An 18845-nucleotide genomic window follows, 5' to 3' on the forward strand; every position below is an offset into this window, starting at 1 on the left:
ATTAAAAATTAAAAATTAATACGACTTACGCAAAATATCTCTCAAACTCTGATTTCTCTGTGCCCTCTGTGCCTCTGCGGTAGCCTGCGGCAAGCCGAAGCGTCTACGTTATTCCGTAATTTATGCGTAAGTCCTAATTAAAAAAGCTGAATTTTCTCTGGGTTTCTAGGCTTGTATCTGTCACATTCTTTTTAAAATTGGTATGAACTTTGATTTTTTACCGAAATTACCTTCTTCCAACTTAGACGATCGCGCCTTCGATGATTTGGTGGAAGAATGTATTATGCGTATTCCTCGCTACTGTCCAGAATGGACAGACCACAATCTCAGCGACCCAGGAATTACGCTAATTGAGTTATTTGCTTGGTTAACTGACCAAATGTTGCTCAGATTTAACCAAGTACCCCGAAAAAATTATGTCGCTTTCCTAGAATTACTGGGTATTCGTCTCCAGCCTCCCGCCCCAGCCCGCACGGAATTAACTTTTTATTTAAGCGCTGCATTACCCGAAGCCTACACAATTCCAGCCGGATTGGAAGCCTCAACTATCCGCACTGAAACTACAGAAGCTATTACCTTCAGCACAGATTATCCTCTAATTATCGGCAATCCCCGCATCCAACATTTCTTAACTGCCCAAACTACCGAAGATATTCCCCAATCTCTGCGCGAAAGAGTCACAACTTCATGGACTCGTCAATCTAACGGTTTCTGGACAGGTAATGAACAACCGATTTTTGAAGAGGAACCCCAGCCTGGTAACTGCTTTTATTTAGCCATTAATTCTGATGATCCTTTAGATGCTAATGTTTTAGAAATTATTTTCCAAGGGGCTGCGGCTACCCCTGCTGGTATTAACCCCAATCAACCACCGCGCAAATGGGAAGCCTGGGATGGGGAAAATTGGCAAGCAGTTTTATTGCAAGAGTCAGATGATAAAACTCGTGGGTTCAGTTTTTATGAAATGGCCCAACAGGGTGGAAACCCATCTCAAGGTGCAGAGGTACGTTTACATCTACCTCAAATTTGGCCTGTGGCTAATTTTACCTCTTACCGAGGTCGTTGGTTGCGCTGTAGCTTTGTTTCCGCAGAAGCCAATGAAACTGGTTACAATCGTCCGCCAAGAATTATTGGTTTAGCAGCGCGGTCAATTGGCGGTACTGTTAGGGCTAGTCACAGTACGCTGATTATAGATGAGCGATTGGGAATTAGTGATGGTACACCCGGTCAGAGTTTCCAGTTACAAACAGCACCAATTTTAGAACGTCGGGAAAATGAGTATATTTTAGTTACTCCTAGTGGTGGTTTGCCTCAAAAGTGGATTGAGGTGAGAGATTTTGCTGATTCTGGGCCGCATAACTTTCATTACACCATCGATTCGATCACTGGGACAATCCAGTTTGGGCCGCTGATTCGGGAACCTAGCCAACTTAAACAGCATACCCAAATGCGATCGCGAATCCAAGAACCATCGCTAGATAACACATCTGTACAAGTTCTAGAAAATAACCAGTCGGAACACCAATATGGGGCGATTCCTCCCCGTGGTGCAGAGATTAAAATGGTTGCTTATCGCACAGGTGGCGGTAGAGAAGGCAATGTGCAAACTGGGGCAATCCAGTTTTTGAAGTCTGCATATCCATACATTGCTAGTGTGGTCAATCGTGTACCTGCAATCAATGGTGCAGATGCCGAATCGCTAGAACAGGCTGTAATGAAGGCTCCCCGCATCCTTCGCACACGCGATCGCGCCGTCACTGCTGAAGATTTTGAAGTTTTGACTCAACAGGCGGGTGCTGGTGCGATCGCGCGCGTCCGGTGTTTGGCAGCGAATTCTCGTAGACAAGCTGGTATAGTTAGTTTACTGGTAGTACCTTATGCAAATACAGATGCGATCGCGCAAGGTAATGGCATGACACCAGAAAATTTTGCTCTTAGTAATGCCCTGCAAGAGCAAATTATGAGTTACTTAGATGAAAGACGATTATTAGGGGTACAAATAGAATTACAAGAACCGAATTATGTAGGTGTTTCTGTACAGACAGAAATTGCTTTAGAACCTGCTTATGATAATCCTTTTGCCAGAGAAGAAATTCGCCGGAATTTAAGGGTATCACTGTATAAATATTTAAATCCATTAACGGGAGGAATGGACGGCAAAGGTTGGCCATTTGGGCGACCAGTTTATACATCAGATATTGTCGCATTACTGCAACAAACCCCAGGTGTGCGTCATTTAGGCCCTGTCCTGCTGTTTCCCATCCGCAAGCAAGGAGAAAATTGGCGACGACAACCATCACCAGAACAATTAATTGACCCAGGCTCGGAAGGTTTGATATGTTCTTGGGCTGATACCAATCTCCGCTCAAATCACGACATTCAAATAATTCGTAATTCGTAGTTTGTCATTTGTCATTCGTCATTTGTCATTCGTCAGTAGTTATTCCCAATTCCCCATTCCCCATTCCCAAATCCTATGGTTCAAAGTCGCTCTAGTCCAGCTGTAAGCATTCAATTAACACCAATGCAAATACCCGAGGCTTTACCTGTGGCAGGTTTAGGATTTGCAAACGCGGATATGGATGTAGCTGGACGTACTTTACTCTTGCATCCTGGGCATCCCAGCGAGATGATTGTGCAAGTACAAAACTTAGAACAACGTCCTTTGCGGGTAAGCTTAAGTGTTGAGGGAAACTTTCCATCTCAATGGTGTCAAATTGGCACAGAGGGTAGTGAAATACCGCCTCGTGGACAAATGGATGCTGTTCTCTACTTCTCAATTCCCGACACATTTTTTGAAGACCAAGAAGCAATTTCTCCTGGAACAAAAGATAAATTAACTCTCAATTTTCGTAGTCTAGTTACTCTACATATAGACCCAGGTACCGACAACGAACAAATCGAGAGAAGCGAATATTTCGATTTATATATCCGTCCCTACACCGCCTACATGGAATTCTTGCCAATTTTGTATCGAGAAGTAGACTTTATTGGTCGCTTCATGAAGATATTTGAGCAAGCTTTTCAACCAATAGTTGATAGTTACAATGTCATGTGGGCAAACCTCGATCCTTTGACAGCGCCACAAGCATTACTACCTTTTATGGCTCATTGGGTTGCTTGGCAAGTAGATTCTGTGTGGGATCTCCAGCAACAACGGCGTTTAATTCGTCGCGCTGTAGAACTTTATCGCTGGCGCGGAACTCGCAAAGGATTGCGTCTCTATTTACATCTTTATACTGGTTTACCTCTAGACGAACATTTACCAAATGAAGCTGATAAACATATCAGTATCACAGAACCTTTTGGCCCAAGTTTCATCATCGGAGATGCCCAATTAGGAAATGCAGTTTTAGCCGGTGGGCAACCATATCATTTTATAGTACGTTTGCGTTCAAATATTTCTAGTGGCATCATCAACGAGCAACTTATCCAAAGAATTATAGAACAGGAAAAGCCTGCTTTCTGTACATACGAACTATCTATTGAAAATCCCACTCATTAAATAATTTATAATTAAATTGTAGAGTGTGTTATAGCTTTAGCGTTTATCAAAGTAATTTTTTTTTAACGAACCGCGAAGGACGCGAAGGACGCAAAGGAAGAGAAGGAAGAAATAGGGAAAAAATGCTTAACTGAACTGTATTGACTTTTAATCTAAAATCTAAAATCCAAAATCGCTATGTCCCATCCTTTCCCACCCCCACCAATCAAATCTTTGGAACGCCTGCAAGCCGCAGATGGGTTACTAATAAATGCAGAACGCTGGCGCACAGCCCATGATTATCACCGAAATCGGCAAAATGCTCAATATCAAAGTTTAAACCAACCAGGAATTGTCTGTGGTTTAGGCGTTCGAGATGTGACAGCCCCAAGTCAAGTAGAAGCTAGATATCGAGATGGACGTTGGGTGCAAATTCAACCTGGTATTGCAATTGATTTAGCAGGTAATCTAATTGTTGTACCGACTTCTTATGACTTTCCTATTGATATAGAAGTAGTCAGTTCTGAACCACTCATGATCTACTTAGTAGTTAGCTATGTAGACCCTGATGAATTGCGGCGTGGACAGCAAAGAGATGTTGTTCAAGAAACTTATCGAATTGACCAAAGAAATTCTATACCAGCCAGTTCAGAAATAGAAATATGTCGGATACTTCTGCAACCAGGACATACTGATATTACCCAACCTGCGGATGCTTTCTTTCCTGGATATAACAATATTGATTTACGTTACCGCCGTCAGGCACAAATGCGTCCTCAAGCACTTGTGTGTATGGCGCAAGCAACTCATAGCGATCCGGAATGTGCGCGTAATTTTTTCAGCCTTTCGTATTTGTTACAAGCAGTAGAACCCCTGTATCCCAGTTTAAGAGGGGCTGATGAACCAGGTCAGGTTTCTCTAAGTGAAAATATTCAAGATTATGACCTACTTTATTTGACAGGTGGACAGGCTATTTCTTTAAATAGTCTTGAATTTGAATCCCTCAAAAATTACTTAAATTTAGGTGGTGTGCTTTTCGTTGATGCACCAACAAATGCTAACGCTCTAATTGAGAGTACTCAGGCATTAGCACAACAGTTAGAAAGTCCTTTAAGACCTTTAGAAGAATTGCAACGAAGTCATCCTTTAAGGACAAAACCTTTCTTATTTGCTGCCTTGCCAATGGTTAATCAACAGCAGATTAAATTGTTAATCGGTGGCGGAATTATTTTAGCGATTGGAGATTTAGCAACTGCTTGGGGACTGGATAGAGATTTGAGTTTACCCAGATTGACTATTCGTACAGCCCAGGAATTAGGAATTAATATTCTTCATTATGCTTGGAAGCGGCGACAGTTGATAGGCTTGCAACAGGAAGATAATTCAGGGCAGTGGTAGAAGTGATAGCAGTATTAAGGTGGGCGACATTTTTTGGTAATGCCCATCCCACAAGATCAGGCGATCGCACCCTGGCATTAGTTACAACTTAATACAAGTCTACGATTTTAAGAATAAAGGCTCCATCTTGCGATATCTAATTCCCACACGGACAACATCAATCTCATCATCTTCTTCCTTAACTAACCTGTGGAATGTGAGTCAAGTATCTATCCAGAAGATTCGGTTTGTTGATTTATTTTCAGTAATAATGGGAATTAGATTAGCTTTTTAAGAGGCAGTTTACTCTTTAAATATGGAAGTCTTTTAACTATTAGTAATAGCTGTTTGAGATTTATTACGAACAGGCTGAAGAGGTTTGACTTTGGATTCTGATACCGTCATGCTGTTCCACTTTTCTACTGTTGGTTTATATAACCAATACGCTATCTTAGCTTCATCAACATACCCTCTTAGTTCAGGATCAGGCCAAATATGAAGGCGATCCTCACATCCCACTTCTCTTGCTGCTGCTTCAATATCATCCCATTGTCTTTTGAAGCATTCTCCCCATGAGCTTTTTGTCATAATAGAACTGGCAAATTCCAAGCCTGCTGCTATCATCCGCTTGCCATTAGTTCCGCGAGCATTTATAGGTTCCCAAAAGATTACTTCTGGATCGAATTGCATAATTTTATACAAATGTCTTTTGAAATCATCTAAATTCATATTAGGAGGGGTAGGAGCAATTGCAACATACAACCTACACCCAGCTTTATGACCTTTGATTAAGGCTTTATAGCGTTCTGAAGGTAAAGGGGCTTGAGGTTCAATTTGCCGACTAAGTTCATCATCCAAATATGGTAAACTCATACCGACTATAACGTTGGGGTCTTTGAAAATATTGATATCATTCACCCACAAGGGGCTACGAGTCAGAATTCTTATTCGTTTTTTATAGTGCAATAAAGCCTGAACGGCACCACGGGTAACATTAGCAGTTTGCTTGTTCTGGTAAGGATCTGTTCCAGAACAAAGAAGAACAACACCTTTACCTTCTGGTGTTACGCGCCATGACTTCTTGCGGCTTAGGGTCTTTTCTAATTGCTCAGGTATTTCTTCACGAACGAAGAGATATTTTCCCCAATCCATCTGAGGATCGCTAACTCCTTGTTCTCTTAACTGGGCTTGCTTTGTACGAATTGCAGGAGTCGAAGGTACATAACAGAAGGTACAACCATGCAGGCACCCTGATGCTACGTTAACTACATAGTCACATAGCCCTTTTTTATTAAGGGCACTTTCTTGAAGGGGATTAATAATTTTTTCAGTGCCTTTGACGATGGACATTGTGTACCGCCAGTTAATGTATCAGAAAATATTATCTAGTTATGTTTTAGAAATCAGATAGAAAAAACTTGGGTTTAGAAAATAATGAAAATTGATATTTACTCGGTACCTTTATTATATCTGACTTTTTATAATCTGTCTGACTTCTTGTCAAGATTTTGCCATCTCTCCAAACTTCTATTTCTTTTTCTTTTAAATTCCTATTTAAATATTCATTATATAGTCTTCTGTTAGCTGGATTAAGATGCATAGTTTTCTGTTTGATTTCTTTATAAGAAATACCATCAGGATTCTCTGTTATTAGTTTTCCTACATCTTGATCTAGTTTGTCTAGGCAAATCTCATAGGTGTTTTTAGTAATATTAAGTTCAAGTGAAAGCTGATTTTGATTATAATAATTAGCACTTCTAAATCCATAGCCATAAATTTCATAATGATATTGATAATTTAAATTATTTTCTAATTCAAAACATTCTTTTATGACTTCTAGCGCTGTTAAATTTTGTGATAAATGTAGCAGATAGTACAATACGATATTCTCACCTCTAGGAATCAGTGCAAACGTAAATACATACCTTGATTTACCTTTTTCCATGAAAAGCTTCACGGTTTGATCTCTCAAATAACACTGTTCTCCTTTACTTGTATCTTCTAAATTAGCTGCATCATAGTATCCATCTGCTTCAAGTATATTTTGAAAACCTCGCATCTGAGTTGTGTATCTTTCGCTAATAAATCTTGTAATAAAGGCAATCATATAAGTGTAAAGTATTTCAGATCCTTTAAGGTTATTTATATTCCTAATTGTTTTCATTGATACATCTGTCCATCCAAATGGATCAAGTAAGAAGAAAGAATGACCTTTACGATTTTCTACTGTAAATATACAGGCATTAGCTAAGTTTTCAAATTCACCATTAATAAATTCACATTGTTCTATCCTATCTCCATAATCATAGGTAAATTTATGCGGTTGTTCGTCCACTAAATCTGCTAAACCTGATTTTGGCATTGAGTATGTTTTTAAGCAACTCAAATGAGATTTCTTATTGTCTATAAAAATAAATCTGACATTTAATGGTTCTGGATAAATTCGGCGTGACTTTTTATGTGCTTCTCTCACAGCTTTTATGATCCTAATAGGAGATCCTTCCCATTCGTTATTATTATCCTTATACATTCCACCACCACAAAAACCATCTATAAAAGTAAACGTAGTTACTCCATAAGCAGCTTTTTTATAAAGTGTAATAACCAGATTTTCAATGTATTTATCAATAATTAAATGCTTGGCTTTAGTATGAATATCTATTGAAGGAAGTTTACTTCCATCTGCATTCCAGGTTGCTTGTGTTTTACTCATGTTGATGATCTCCGGTAATCAGATTAGTAAGACTAGTTAAGTAACTAATATCACAGGTATAATTCTTGTACTATTTAGAAAGAAAAATTAGCTGACATCAGACAAAGATGCGATCGCCTCTTCACAGCACATACAACTAGTTGAGTGCGTCTTCAGACATCACTTCCTCAGCTTGCTTGCTAGTAAATTGTAATTAGTAAACAAATATACTATAAATAATTAATACACGCAAATACATAAGCAATATTCTGATTACAAGGCTTATTACAGAAAAGCGCTCGCCTCAATTTAATCTCTATCTTTCTTTATTCCCTAATACCCCTAAACTACAAATCCCAGAACTACATTTAAAGCTGTATGAATAAGTTCCCAGTATTCTGACTCCAGCACGCCCACCAAACCTAAAATACGACTATGATCAACAGCACGAATTTGGCCAATATCTATAAAACGGTCTTGGTCTAATCCATTATTTGGTGTTGCTTTCACATTTACAACGTAGGGGGCTTGTTTACTTCCGGGTCGAAATGGAATCACAATTGTCAGCAACCCATACTGATTCATGATGTCATTTTGCACAATCAAGCAAGCACGGATTTTTTTCGCTTCAGCCCCCACTGTTGGATCGAGATTAACCCAACGTATTTCTCCTCGCTGATAAGTTAAATTACTCCCTGGCATTTATGCCATCCCCAACAACACTATCCCAAGTAGCAATTTCAGCTTGATATTCTGGATCTTCAGCATCCTGCTTGAGAGCTGCAATCATTTCTGCTGCCAAAATTTGACGGCGGTGTTCTGCTAGCAGTGTATTGATGTATGCACTACGATTTCCCTGTGCATACTGATCTACAAATTGCAGAATGTCTTCTTCTAAGGTAATTGTAACTTTGAGCATCTATATGATTTTTTAGTATTACTATTTAGTATGATTTAATTATCATACTATAATTTGCCAAGCCTATGTACCTTACCTAATATAGGCAAATTACAATAAAGTGTAGACAATCGGTTTGCAGCCAGACTTCGCTTTAGTTGATTTTTTTAGCTATAGAAATTAAGCAGACAAATATTTTTGGCAATTAATATCAATCTTCTGCCTGCAATAACCAAAAGCCGCTATAAGTCATACCGGAATCATCTGGTTGTACTAACAAAAAATGCAATCCTCGGCAATGCTTTTTTCGCTGTTGATATGTTTGGGCTGCTGTTGTAACTTCTGGATCTTCAAAAGTGGCAACAATCCACCTATCTACTAAGCCAGCTTCTAATACTAAGCCATCTGGTGCGCCAGAAATGTAGTTTAACGCTACAGGACGGGCTTGCTGTAACCACCGGGCTAGGCGCATCGATTGCCGTCCACCATAAATTATTACACCAGGGACGGGCACTGTTGACGCTAAACCCAAATTGATGGGTTTAAGATGTTCTGGGATGTGCAAAATGGGAATGGGGCGATCGCTAAATATCGTTTCTACATCACTAGCAGGTAAAGTCGCAAACCGCCATTGTTCTCCCCAGAGGTTCTCTGGTAATGGTGCTGGAGATGGTTTATCTAGCGCTGAGGGATATTGCTTTTCTTGTAACCACTGCTTCAACGCCAAAGTGTGGCGTGTAGGTTCGACATTTATACTTAAATTGCGTCCCGCCGCCTCAATTAAGCTTAGAGACTGAGGACGAAACACCTGAATCACATCTGGCAATTTTTCACCTGCGGCTAGCTCAAGTTGAGCAGCTACCCAATTAGAATTTGCTGCTGACTGAAGACAGGTAGCTTCATACTCAAAGCTGCGAGTTGCATTACAAATCAACAACTCCCATAGAACTTGTCCAGACGCATCTTGTGAGGGACGACGATAAAAATCAACTTGCCAAATTTTCATAAATTGGGAATGGGGAATTGGGAATGGGGAATTGGGAATGGGGGAGGAGAATTATGCCCCATGCCCCATGCCCAATTTATAAAGCCTGAATCCATTCTTTGACAGAATATTCAGTCCAGATGCCATTTTTCCAGTAGGGATCGTTTTCAATCAACTGGCGCACAGTGGCTTCGTCTTCGGCTTCGTAAATTCCAAAAACTTTTGTAACATCTTTGGTTGGGCCAATAGTAATCAGCACACCGGATTCTTTCTGTTTTGCTAATCCGTCTAAATGAGCTTCACGGTGGGGGGCGCGTTTTTCGAGAACATCTTCGCAATAGGTTCCCCAGAGTACATATTTAGGCATAACTTTACCAATTTTGGATTTTAGATTTTAGATTTTGGAGCCAGTAGGTTTAAGAGTGAGGAATTATTAACTCCTAACTCTTAACAAATGACCAATGACAAAGGACAAATGACTAACTTCTGAGGTTGACACCGAATTTTTCCACCAAGGCTTCGCGAACTTTATTGTGTACTGGTTCGACTTCAGCCTCAGTCAAAGTACGATCGCTAGCTCGATAAACTAGACGGAATGCTAAACTCCTCTGCCCTTCGGGGACATTTTCGCCGCGATATTCATCAAATAATTCCACTGATTCGAGCAAATCTTTACCCGCTTTGGTAATTACTTTTTGAATTTCGGAAACTGAGATTTTCACAGGTGCGAAAAAGGCGATGTCGCGATCGCTAGCTGGATAAGTAGAATATGGCTGGAATGTTGGCACCAGAACTTCATCTTCTCCCAGAGAATCTAAAAGCACATCTAGATCCAACTGGAAAACATAAACGGAATCTGGTAAACCTTTTTCTCGTCGCAGTTGGGGATGGAGTTGGCCAAAAATACCCAGTCTGTTACCCCGAATCCATAAAGAAGCGGTGCGTCCTGGATGTAAGCGATGATCTCGGCAATCGGGTTGGAATTCTACCTGCAACGCAAGTTGTCGAAATATGCTTTCTAAAGTGCCTTTAGCTTCAAACCAGGTGATGGGTTCTTCACGTCCACTTTTTGACCATTTGCCAATGCTGCGATCGCCTCCTATAATCCCAGCTAAGGCTTCTGTTTCTTGCAAACCGTCTTCTTCTCGCCAGAAAATTTGCCCGATTTCAAAGCCATTCAGGGAACCATTACCCTGCTCTAAATTGTATTGAAAGGCATCAATCAACCCAGATAGCAAATCGTTTCGTAGCGCTGAATATTCGGCAAATAAAGGATTTGACAGTACTATCTGTCTGTCTTCTCCTGGTTTAACTAAAGAATAGTGGATTAATTCTGTCAATCCTTCAGCCCGGAGGAAAGCCCGTAACTTGCGAATCAGTTCCTCATCTAAAGGCAGATAACCACCTTCCGATTTTTCTGGTAAAGTATCGCAGAATCTGTTGTAACCATAGAGACGGGCGATTTCTTCAATTAAATCAATTTCTCGCTCTAAGTCGCGGTAACGATAGGGTGGGACGGAAACTGACCATGTAGGTTGATGGTTGCTATCTTCACGTGAAGGAGTCAACTGACATCCTAGCGCAGTCAGGATGCGCTCAACATCTTGTCCTTGGAGTTCACCTGTATCCTCTCCCAAATCGATTGGCCCTAGTATCTGATTAACTCGGTCTAAACGCAGTGCGATCGAACGACTCCAGGTAGAGGGATCGGGGCGAGTGTCGGCAATTTCCTGCTGGACTATAATTCCACTCGCTAATTCGCTAATTAAGGATAAGGCGCGGCGATTAGCTATTTCTAACTCAGCACGGTTAACTCCCCGTTCATATCTGCCAGAAGCCTCGCTTCTTAAGCCAACACTGCGCGAAGAACGGCGAATTGCCACGGAATCAAATAAAGCTGCTTCTAAAACTAGGCTTTGAGTGCCTTCATGGACTTCTGTTTCTTCTCCACCCATGACTCCCGCCAATGCAACGGGCTTGTCGTTAGCGGTGATTAACAAATTTTGGGTTGAGAGGGTGCGAGTTTGTCCATCCAGAGTTTTGAGGGATTCGCCATTATTAGCGAAACGAACGCCGATGCTTAAATTTTCGCTACTTGCAACAGATTTTAAGCGATCGCGGTCAAAAGCGTGCAATGGTTGTCCCCATTCCAACAAAACGTAGTTAGTAATATCCACCACATTACTTATAGGACGTACCCCAGCCGCCCGCAAACGCTGTTGCAACCATTCGGGAGATGGAGCAATTTTTACCTGTTCGATTACCGTACCGATGTATGCAGGACAAGCTTGTGTATCAGCAATTTTTAAAGTTAAATTTCCAGTATTTTTGCTAATAGAAACTTCACCAGGTTCAGGGATGCTCAACTTTCCACCAGTTAAAGCTGCTACTTCTCTGGCTACGCCTACCATACTGAGAGCATCAGCGCGATTGGCAGTTGCAGTCAGGTCTAAAATTACATCATCTAGACCCAACAAAGGACGCACATCACTACCTAATGGTAAATTTTCCTGGGTAAAAATATGAATTCCGTCTACATCGGTGGGCAAACCGAGTTCCTTTAAAGAACAAATCATGCCCTGAGAAGGGACACCACGGAGTTTTGCAGGTTTAATTTTTAAATCGATGTTGGGTAAGTAAGTACCCGTAGTTGCCACAGGTACATAGATATCTGCCTTCACATTGGCAGCGCCACAGACAATATTTAAAGTTTCACCTGCACCGATATCGACTTGGCAAACACTTAATTTATCGGCGTTCGGGTGGGGTTGACGCTCAAGCACTTTCCCTACAACCACGCCATTTGCCCAAGTGCGGCGATCTTCAATATCTTCAACCTCAAACCCCGCCATTGTCAGGGTTTCGGCTAATTCTTCTGGACTAAGTTTTATCTCTACTAGTTCGCGCAGCCAATTTAGAGAAATACGCATGGAGTGTGCTTGTTTTAGGAATCGTCTTTTGTTCTTATTTTAGGGTGCTTACTAACGATCGATGGCTACTCATCCCGCTAGGCGTACCCTTTCACTTGAACAATCCTACTACGTTAGACTCGCAGAACAATATCGCTTTTTTGCTTTATCTTTACATTTTATGCGATCGCCCCTAGTAAGCCATTGCACATCATTAAAAACATGCTGACAAGTTTTGTGATATAAAAATCCCTCTTTATTCTCTCCGCGTTCTCTGCGCCTCTGCGGTTCGTTAACTTTCATCCACTCCGATAATGTTACTTGTAGTCATAATCATCGTCATATTCAATCATGCCAAATAGCTCTAGAATTTTCAGTTGCTTTCGACGTTGCACATACTCTCGTAATGCCTCTTCAACAACCAAAACTGTAGCCATATTTATCCTTACTAGCTCATCATTATTAGATTTTGTGGTTAATTTAAGTCAAATGCATGAAGACTATTTTAAGTAATTCTGCGCGAGTAAATGGTTTAGTTAGATATCCAGATGCTCCAACCAATTTGGCTTTTACTTTATCTACAATTCCTTTATTCCCAGTCACAAAAATAATGGGAGTTTTTTGAAATATCGAATTATTTCGTATAATCCGGCACAACTCATAACCATCTATTCCTAGCATATTTAAATCCAACAAAATTAAGTCTGGTTTGTGCCTTATAATTGATAAAACGGCTTTTACTGGATCGTTAATAGTCACTACAGAAAAATTTTCATTTTCTAAGAAACGGCTAATTTCTTTGAGAATTGTGGGGCTATCATCTACAGAAACGATTTTGTGGACTTTTTGTGCCGTTACAGTAGCAGCTGTTACTTTTTGGGAAGCAGGATTTATGTTATTTGATAGTGTTGGTTCCTGAAATTTTTCTTGGGGAGGAAGAGAAATCTGTGGTAATCGTGGAACAGGAGATATATTCTCTTCAGCAATATCAGGGTAAGAGTTGATGCTGCTATTTAGCTCTTTTGTGGTGTTCTCTATCTCTGGAATTAATTTTGAGAAAAGCGATTGCTCTTCAAATAGCTTTGGTAACTTATCAAATGGTGGATCGGGTTCATGCAAGATAATCGCACCATTAAGTATGTAAGGGTATAAATTGCGGGCTAATTGAATTTCATCTTGATTCAAAATTGTTGCCAGATGACACAAGCTGAAACCCTTCATCCAATTAATCAAATCTGGCTGAAGTTTTGGTAAATCTTTTTCCTCGATTTTGCTGTTAATCAACAGATATGGACGTTGATATGGAGAAGAGATTTGCGGAACAAAAGCTTGCCAATTCTGTAATCTTCCTTGACAACGTTCTAGAATTTTTTCTACATCTAGCCTACAAATTCTTGGCATTCTCTCAAGCGGTTCTGTTAATTCATAAGTACCTTCTTTAATGAGCAAAAATGATTCAATCACCTCTTTAACTAATTCTTGAATCAGCACTACTGCTTGTGTAGAATGTAGATGTTGTTGACTAACAAGCCAGGATATCGCCTGATATTCAGGAGGGTGGCTTCTGGAATTGCTGTCATATTCGAGTAACTGATTGTGTGAGTCAGGTTCAAACATCAGACGGACTTGAACCCGCACCTCGCTAGTAAGCAAGGGAATTTGGTGGCTGAGGCGGCGCAAATGGCGTTCTAGTCGATCAAAAGGTTCTACTGAATGAGTCGCGTAAGTTATTTTGCCCTGTTCTAAGTAAATTGACCAACGAACTGAGTTACTTAATGCTTGTAAACAAGTACTATCAAAGCAATTGGATAACTGTCTTAACAAACTTAGAGGACGTAGTTTGGTGAATGCACCTGAGTTATTCATATTTTTTAAGTTTCTTGCGGAATCAACAACTGAACATTTGTAGATTGAAAATATCAACGATAAAGTCTTCTCTTCTTTGTAATATTTATCTACGGACAAGTTATTCCTTTTAAAATATGTATATATTTTAAAAATTATAAGTTTTATAACTTATTTGTTACATTTGGTACTTTTTACCTAATTTGTCTCAAACCACAAGTAGGTATGAATAAAGAGAAACATTTATCATAGCTAGCCTATCAGTAAATATTGGTTAATTCTGGATTTTACCAACTCCTGACAACTCTTACCTTAAGACCTTAGTAATGACGTTTATTTATGCCTACTCACAAAAATCAGGTAAATTTGATTCCACGTTAAAGCAGTTACGCTGGTATACTTCTGGAGCTAAAGATATTAATTATGGTTAATAATTTTTCTGTAAAGGAAAAATTCTTCTACATAAAATCTTTAAAAACTTATCTGGGAAAGTTTACGTATTTATTGTACTGTAGGTTTAATGGATATAAATTTTTGGTAGATACATTACAACAGGTAACACTGGGTTTTGATAAACTCTTTTTTGCTAAACTAAGCTGTACTCAAGTTTTTCTTAAAAAATATATTGAGAACTTCATGAAAATAATTTGTTTAATAAAGATTAGAGCATCTACCACTAGATACTATATTCTGTAGTGACCTCGACGGCTGAAATTATATACTCGGACAAAAAGGAAATAAAGCTTTGAACTTTAACATAACACAAAAAGTTATGCATGATACATTAAGACTTGATGAAGTAGTAGAATTTGCTGAGAACCCAGAACCACGTTGTCCTTGTGTACTTTTACTAGATACATCTGGCTCAATGCAAGGAGATCCGATTGAGGCTTTAAATCAAGGTTTGCTCAGTTTAAAGGATGAATTAGTCAAAAATTCCTTAGCCGCAAGACGTGTAGAAGTGGCGATCGTTACTTTTGATAGTAATGTCAATGTAGTACAAGACTTTGTGACTGCCGATCAATTTAATCCGCCCATTTTAACGGCACAGGGCTTGACTACAATGGGTGCAGGCATTCATAAAGCTTTGGATATAATTCAAGAGCGGAAATCTCAGTATCGTACCAATGGGATTGCTTACTATCGTCCTTGGGTATTCATGATTACCGATGGAGAACCCCAAGGTGAGTTAGAGAATGTAGTGGAGCAAGCATCTGTGCGCTTACAGGGAGATGAAGCGAACAAGCGTGTAGCATTCTTTACAGTTGGTGTAGAAAATGCGAATATGACACGTTTAAATCAAATAACTGTACGTACACCTTTGAAACTCAAAGGACTAAACTTCATCGAGATGTTTGTCTGGCTATCAACTAGTATGTCAGCTGTTTCTCATTCGCAGGTAGACGAACAGGTAGCACTACCGCCGATTGGTTGGGGGACTGTTTAATTAAAAATCGCAGCTTGATGTTGAGACAGCGAGCTGTTGAAAAAAAATCTATGAAAATATCAAAACAGATTGCTCAATGGCGGATTGTGGCTGCGTCGGTATGTGGTACAAGTCACTTAAAAAACAAGCAGTTATGTCAGGATGCTCATCACTGGCAAATATTGTCTGATAATGTTTTGGTGGCAGCCGCAGCAGATGGCGCGGGTTCTGCTAGCCTTGGGAAAGTGGGAGCGATGATTGCTGTGGAGACAGCAATAGAAAGCATTTCTAGCAGAGGAATCACCCAAAAAGTTTTGAGTGATGATGCGTTTGTGCGATCGCTCTTAAATGATGCCATACTAGCTGCCAAAAAAGCTGTGGAGGCTGAAGCGGCTACTTGTGACAAACAACCTCAAGACCTAGCAACTACCTTAATTATGATGGTTGCCACACCAGAAGTTGTAGCTGTAGTGCAAATAGGTGATGGTTTGGCAGTGGCAAAAGATAGCACTGGCAATCTCCTCGCTCTAACTATACCTGATAGCGGCGAGTACATCAACGAAACCACTTTTTTAACTTCTCCTACGGCCTTAGATACAGCGCAGATGAGATTATGGCGCACCGACATAGTTAATGTTGGTATCATCACCGACGGACTACAAATGCTGGCTTTGAATATGGTTGTTGGAGAGCCTCACAAACCATTCTTTTTTCCACTGTTTGAATTTGTAGCTAATACCGAAGATAAGACAGAAGCGAAGGAGCAGTTAGTAAAGTTTTTACGCTCAGACCGAATTACACAACGCACTGATGATGATTTGACACTCATTATAGCTGCATTCAACGACTCATGAGCAATCAATTTACAGGTTTCACATCTTAAATAACTTCCGTTAGCGGTAATTTCATTATGCAGGTACTACGTTGTTCCCCTAGAAAAGAAATCCTCAGCCTCAATGTCAGTTTGGGGCGTGGCGGTGAAGCTTGTGTTTATGCAGTGCCATCTGATAATGACTTGGTGGCGAAGATTTACCACAAGCCAACTACAGCCCATGCCGATAAATTACAGGCGATGCTTGCCAACCCGCCAGAAAACCCGACAGCTAGTTTGGGTCATATCTCTATCGCTTGGCCAGAGGATTTATTGCGGACACCAGATGGCAAAAATAGCATCTTGGGCTTTTTGATGCCACGGATTCAGGGGATGCGTCCAATCATCGACTTTTACAACCCCAGAACCCGTCGTCAACACTGTCCCCTATTCAACTATCAGTACCTGCTCCGCACGGCTCGTAACTTGGCGGCAGCTTTTGCCGCTTTGCACGCTAGTGGATATTGTATAGGTGATGTGAACGAGTCAAATATCCTCGTCAGTGACACCGCACTAGTGACTTTGATAGACACAGACTCTTTCCAAGTACTCGACCCCAACAGCAATGTTGTTTATCGCTGCCCAGTCGGGAAACCAGAGTTTACGCCACCAGAACTACAGAATAAAACTTTTGCCCAACACGATCGCGAAATTTCTCACGATTTATTTGGGTTAGCAGTGCTGGTATTCCAACTCTTAATGGAAGGCACTCACCCATTTTCGGGGATTTTTCAAGGCTCTATTGAGCCACCGCCCTACGAAGCCCGCATTGCATCGGGGCATTTCACTTATAGCCAAAAGCGGTACGTACCCTACCTACCTACCCCCATTGCGCCCCCTTGGGAAATTCTTCATCCCAGCCTACAAGAACTATTTGTCCGTTGTTTTGAAGACGGTCACAACAACCCACAGTTGCGTCCCAATGCCCAGACTTGGCTCTCAGCCATCGCTGAAGCCGAAGATTCCTTAATTACCTGCACCACAAATCCCCAGCATCGCTACAACAACCACATGCGTAGCTGTCCGTGGTGTGAACGTACCGTGCGATTAGGCGGACGCGACCCCTTCCCATCACATCGGGCCATAGAAGCGAGAGAACATCTCCAACCGCGAATCAAAGCCAAAAAGCGCTACACCCAGACACCGCATTTTCCCCAGCGCAGTATGTCACCGCACTTAGGTAATTATTGGCAGCCAGTAATTACCCCAAGTGGTTCATCTTATAAACGTTCCAAGAAGTCAAAATTGTACCCGGTTATTTGTTGTTTACTGGGTTTCGGTTTATTGGGATATGCCGACGTAATGATTAAATTTACTCAGCCGTTGGTTTCCCAAAATTCTTACACTCAACAAACATTGAAGTCTCGCCAGACAATTAATAAACTCAGCTTCGCTGATTACTATCAGCAGAGTCAAACTGCTTACAAAGACCGAGATTACGAAAAAGCAATTGCCAGCTTAACCGAAGCAATTGAACAACAACCAACACATACCACAGCAATTGTAAATCGGGGCAATGCCCGCTATAACCTCAAAGACTACGAAGGAGCAGTTACAGATTATAGTCAAGCTCTTAAAATCAATCCCAATCAAACCAAAGCCCTGGTGAATCGGGGTAATGCCCGCTATATGCTCGCCGAATATAGCAACGATCCTGATGCAGAGTATAACCTAGCGGTCGCAGACTATAATCGAGCCATTGGTCTGGATAAGAACGAAATTGAAGCTTATATCAGACGGGGAATTGTCCGCACCCAAATGGCTAAATATAGCGGTGAATCTCAACAAGCTTACAAAAGAGCGATCGCAGATTTTACTCAAGTCATAAAACGTAATGTATCGAAAGCAGAAGCTTATTTTCAGCGAGGTGTTGTCTATTATCAAATTGCTCAATATAGCAGCAATTATGAACAAGAATACAATCAAGCGATCGCTGACTTTGACCAAGCATTAACCCTAAGCCCTAAATTAGCAAAAGTATATCTCAAACGAGGTATGGTTCGTTATGAACTAGCACAATATGGTGGTAGTGAATCTAACAAAAATCAGGCGAAAGCGATCGAAGATGTACAGGCATCTGCCAAAATGTTTCTTGAGCAAGATGATATGGATAATTATCAGCAAGCACTCAGTAACTTATGTGTAGTCGTAGAAAACAAATGCGATCCTTTATTTCAAAGCTCAAGTAATTTGGAAAAAACTAACTAAAAACAAGTAAGTTTTTTTACTCGCATACTATCGGTTTTGATTGGAGAAATCAAGCCTAACTAGGGTTAGTACAAGCTAACCCTAGTTATTTATTTGGTAATATTTTTATTTAATTAAGTAATTTATCGAACAGAATTTTTCTTCAATCTC

General features: G+C 40.5%; 14 protein-coding genes. 6 read left to right on the plus strand and 8 right to left on the minus strand.

The features are described from left to right. Nucleotides 1-202: 202 nt before the first annotated feature. From GJB62_RS27455 to GJB62_RS27465, 3 genes are all read left to right on the plus strand, one after another. A complete protein-coding gene (locus GJB62_RS27455; protein WP_114082335.1) occupies nt 203-2401 on the plus strand; it encodes a putative baseplate assembly protein in 2199 nt (732 codons plus the stop codon). Between the two features lie 123 nt (nt 2402-2524). After that, entirely contained in the window at nt 2525-3505 is a 981-nt protein-coding gene (locus GJB62_RS27460; protein WP_245246024.1) for a phage tail protein, read from the plus strand. Between the two features lie 177 nt (nt 3506-3682). Then, entirely contained in the window at nt 3683-4882 is a 1200-nt protein-coding gene (locus GJB62_RS27465; RefSeq protein WP_114082333.1) for a DUF4159 domain-containing protein, read from the plus strand. 306 nt (nt 4883-5188) lie between these two features. Here GJB62_RS27465 and GJB62_RS27470 read toward each other — a convergent pair whose 3' ends face one another. The 8 genes from GJB62_RS27470 to GJB62_RS27505 form a co-directional block, all read right to left on the minus strand. Continuing rightward, nucleotides 5189-6211, minus strand: a complete 1023-nt coding sequence (locus tag GJB62_RS27470) for a radical SAM protein (protein ID WP_114082332.1) — start codon at nt 6209-6211, stop codon at nt 5189-5191. A 46-nt stretch (nt 6212-6257) separates the two neighbouring features. Further along, entirely contained in the window at nt 6258-7574 is a 1317-nt protein-coding gene (gene tcmP / locus GJB62_RS27475) for a three-Cys-motif partner protein TcmP (protein ID WP_114082331.1), read from the minus strand. 321 nt (nt 7575-7895) lie between these two features. Further along, the gene (locus GJB62_RS27480) at nt 7896-8255 is read right to left on the minus strand and encodes a type II toxin-antitoxin system PemK/MazF family toxin (protein ID WP_114082330.1); all 360 of its coding nucleotides are present in this window, start codon (nt 8253-8255) and stop codon (nt 7896-7898) included. Then, nucleotides 8242-8472: a CopG family transcriptional regulator gene (locus tag GJB62_RS27485; protein WP_114082329.1), complete on the minus strand. Its 231-nt coding sequence runs from the start codon at nt 8470-8472 to the stop codon at nt 8242-8244. The genes GJB62_RS27480 and GJB62_RS27485 overlap by 14 nt, the downstream gene beginning before the upstream one ends. Nucleotides 8473-8662: 190 nt before the next feature. Continuing rightward, nucleotides 8663-9457: a Tab2/Atab2 family RNA-binding protein gene (locus tag GJB62_RS27490; RefSeq protein ID WP_114082328.1), complete on the minus strand. Its 795-nt coding sequence runs from the start codon at nt 9455-9457 to the stop codon at nt 8663-8665. Nucleotides 9458-9533: 76 nt separating this feature from the next. Continuing rightward, nucleotides 9534-9803: a YciI family protein gene (locus GJB62_RS27495; RefSeq protein ID WP_114082327.1), complete on the minus strand. Its 270-nt coding sequence runs from the start codon at nt 9801-9803 to the stop codon at nt 9534-9536. A 112-nt stretch (nt 9804-9915) separates the two neighbouring features. Next, entirely contained in the window at nt 9916-12366 is a 2451-nt protein-coding gene (gene pheT / locus GJB62_RS27500; RefSeq protein WP_114082326.1) for a phenylalanine--tRNA ligase subunit beta, read from the minus strand. A gap of 459 nt (nt 12367-12825) precedes the next feature. Continuing rightward, complete coding sequence (locus GJB62_RS27505) at nt 12826-14211, minus strand: response regulator (protein ID WP_114082325.1); 1386 nt, start codon at nt 14209-14211, stop codon at nt 12826-12828. Between the two features lie 751 nt (nt 14212-14962). Between GJB62_RS27505 and GJB62_RS27510 the strand changes: the two genes are divergently transcribed. The 3 genes from GJB62_RS27510 to GJB62_RS27520 are packed head-to-tail and all read left to right on the plus strand — an operon-like array spanning nt 14963 to nt 18695. Further along, nucleotides 14963-15637 (plus strand): VWA domain-containing protein, encoded by a 675-nt coding sequence (locus GJB62_RS27510; protein ID WP_114082323.1) that lies wholly within the window; start codon nt 14963-14965, stop codon nt 15635-15637. Nucleotides 15638-15687: 50 nt separating this feature from the next. Beyond that, the gene (locus tag GJB62_RS27515; RefSeq protein WP_114082358.1) at nt 15688-16470 is read left to right on the plus strand and encodes a PP2C family serine/threonine-protein phosphatase; all 783 of its coding nucleotides are present in this window, start codon (nt 15688-15690) and stop codon (nt 16468-16470) included. Nucleotides 16471-16526: 56 nt separating this feature from the next. Beyond that, nucleotides 16527-18695: a tetratricopeptide repeat protein gene (locus tag GJB62_RS27520; RefSeq protein ID WP_114082322.1), complete on the plus strand. Its 2169-nt coding sequence runs from the start codon at nt 16527-16529 to the stop codon at nt 18693-18695. Nucleotides 18696-18845 lie beyond the last annotated feature (150 nt).

Origin of the sequence: Nostoc sp. ATCC 53789, assembly GCF_009873495.1 — a bacterium.
In the GTDB taxonomy this organism is placed as follows: Bacteria; Cyanobacteriota; Cyanobacteriia; order Cyanobacteriales; family Nostocaceae; genus Nostoc; species Nostoc muscorum_A.

Excerpts from the sequence above, each read along its gene's own strand:
- GJB62_RS27470 (WP_114082332.1), bottom strand. The coding sequence starts at position 6,211 with ATGTCCATCGTCAAAGGCACTGAAAAAATTATTAATCCCCTTCAAGAA.
- GJB62_RS27495 (WP_114082327.1), bottom strand. The coding sequence starts at position 9,803 with ATGCCTAAATATGTACTCTGGGGAACCTATTGCGAAGATGTTCTCGAA.
- GJB62_RS27515 (WP_114082358.1), top strand. The coding sequence starts at position 15,688 with ATGAAAATATCAAAACAGATTGCTCAATGGCGGATTGTGGCTGCGTCG.
- GJB62_RS27490 (WP_114082328.1), bottom strand. The coding sequence starts at position 9,457 with ATGAAAATTTGGCAAGTTGATTTTTATCGTCGTCCCTCACAAGATGCG.
- GJB62_RS27455 (WP_114082335.1), top strand. The coding sequence starts at position 203 with ATGAACTTTGATTTTTTACCGAAATTACCTTCTTCCAACTTAGACGAT.
- tcmP (WP_114082331.1), bottom strand. The coding sequence starts at position 7,574 with ATGAGTAAAACACAAGCAACCTGGAATGCAGATGGAAGTAAACTTCCT.
- pheT (WP_114082326.1), bottom strand. The coding sequence starts at position 12,366 with ATGCGTATTTCTCTAAATTGGCTGCGCGAACTAGTAGAGATAAAACTT.
- GJB62_RS27460 (WP_245246024.1), top strand. The coding sequence starts at position 2,525 with ATGCAAATACCCGAGGCTTTACCTGTGGCAGGTTTAGGATTTGCAAAC.
- GJB62_RS27510 (WP_114082323.1), top strand. The coding sequence starts at position 14,963 with ATGCATGATACATTAAGACTTGATGAAGTAGTAGAATTTGCTGAGAAC.
- GJB62_RS27485 (WP_114082329.1), bottom strand. The coding sequence starts at position 8,472 with ATGCTCAAAGTTACAATTACCTTAGAAGAAGACATTCTGCAATTTGTA.
- GJB62_RS27480 (WP_114082330.1), bottom strand. The coding sequence starts at position 8,255 with ATGCCAGGGAGTAATTTAACTTATCAGCGAGGAGAAATACGTTGGGTT.
- GJB62_RS27465 (WP_114082333.1), top strand. The coding sequence starts at position 3,683 with ATGTCCCATCCTTTCCCACCCCCACCAATCAAATCTTTGGAACGCCTG.
- GJB62_RS27520 (WP_114082322.1), top strand. The coding sequence starts at position 16,527 with ATGCAGGTACTACGTTGTTCCCCTAGAAAAGAAATCCTCAGCCTCAAT.
- GJB62_RS27505 (WP_114082325.1), bottom strand. The coding sequence starts at position 14,211 with ATGAATAACTCAGGTGCATTCACCAAACTACGTCCTCTAAGTTTGTTA.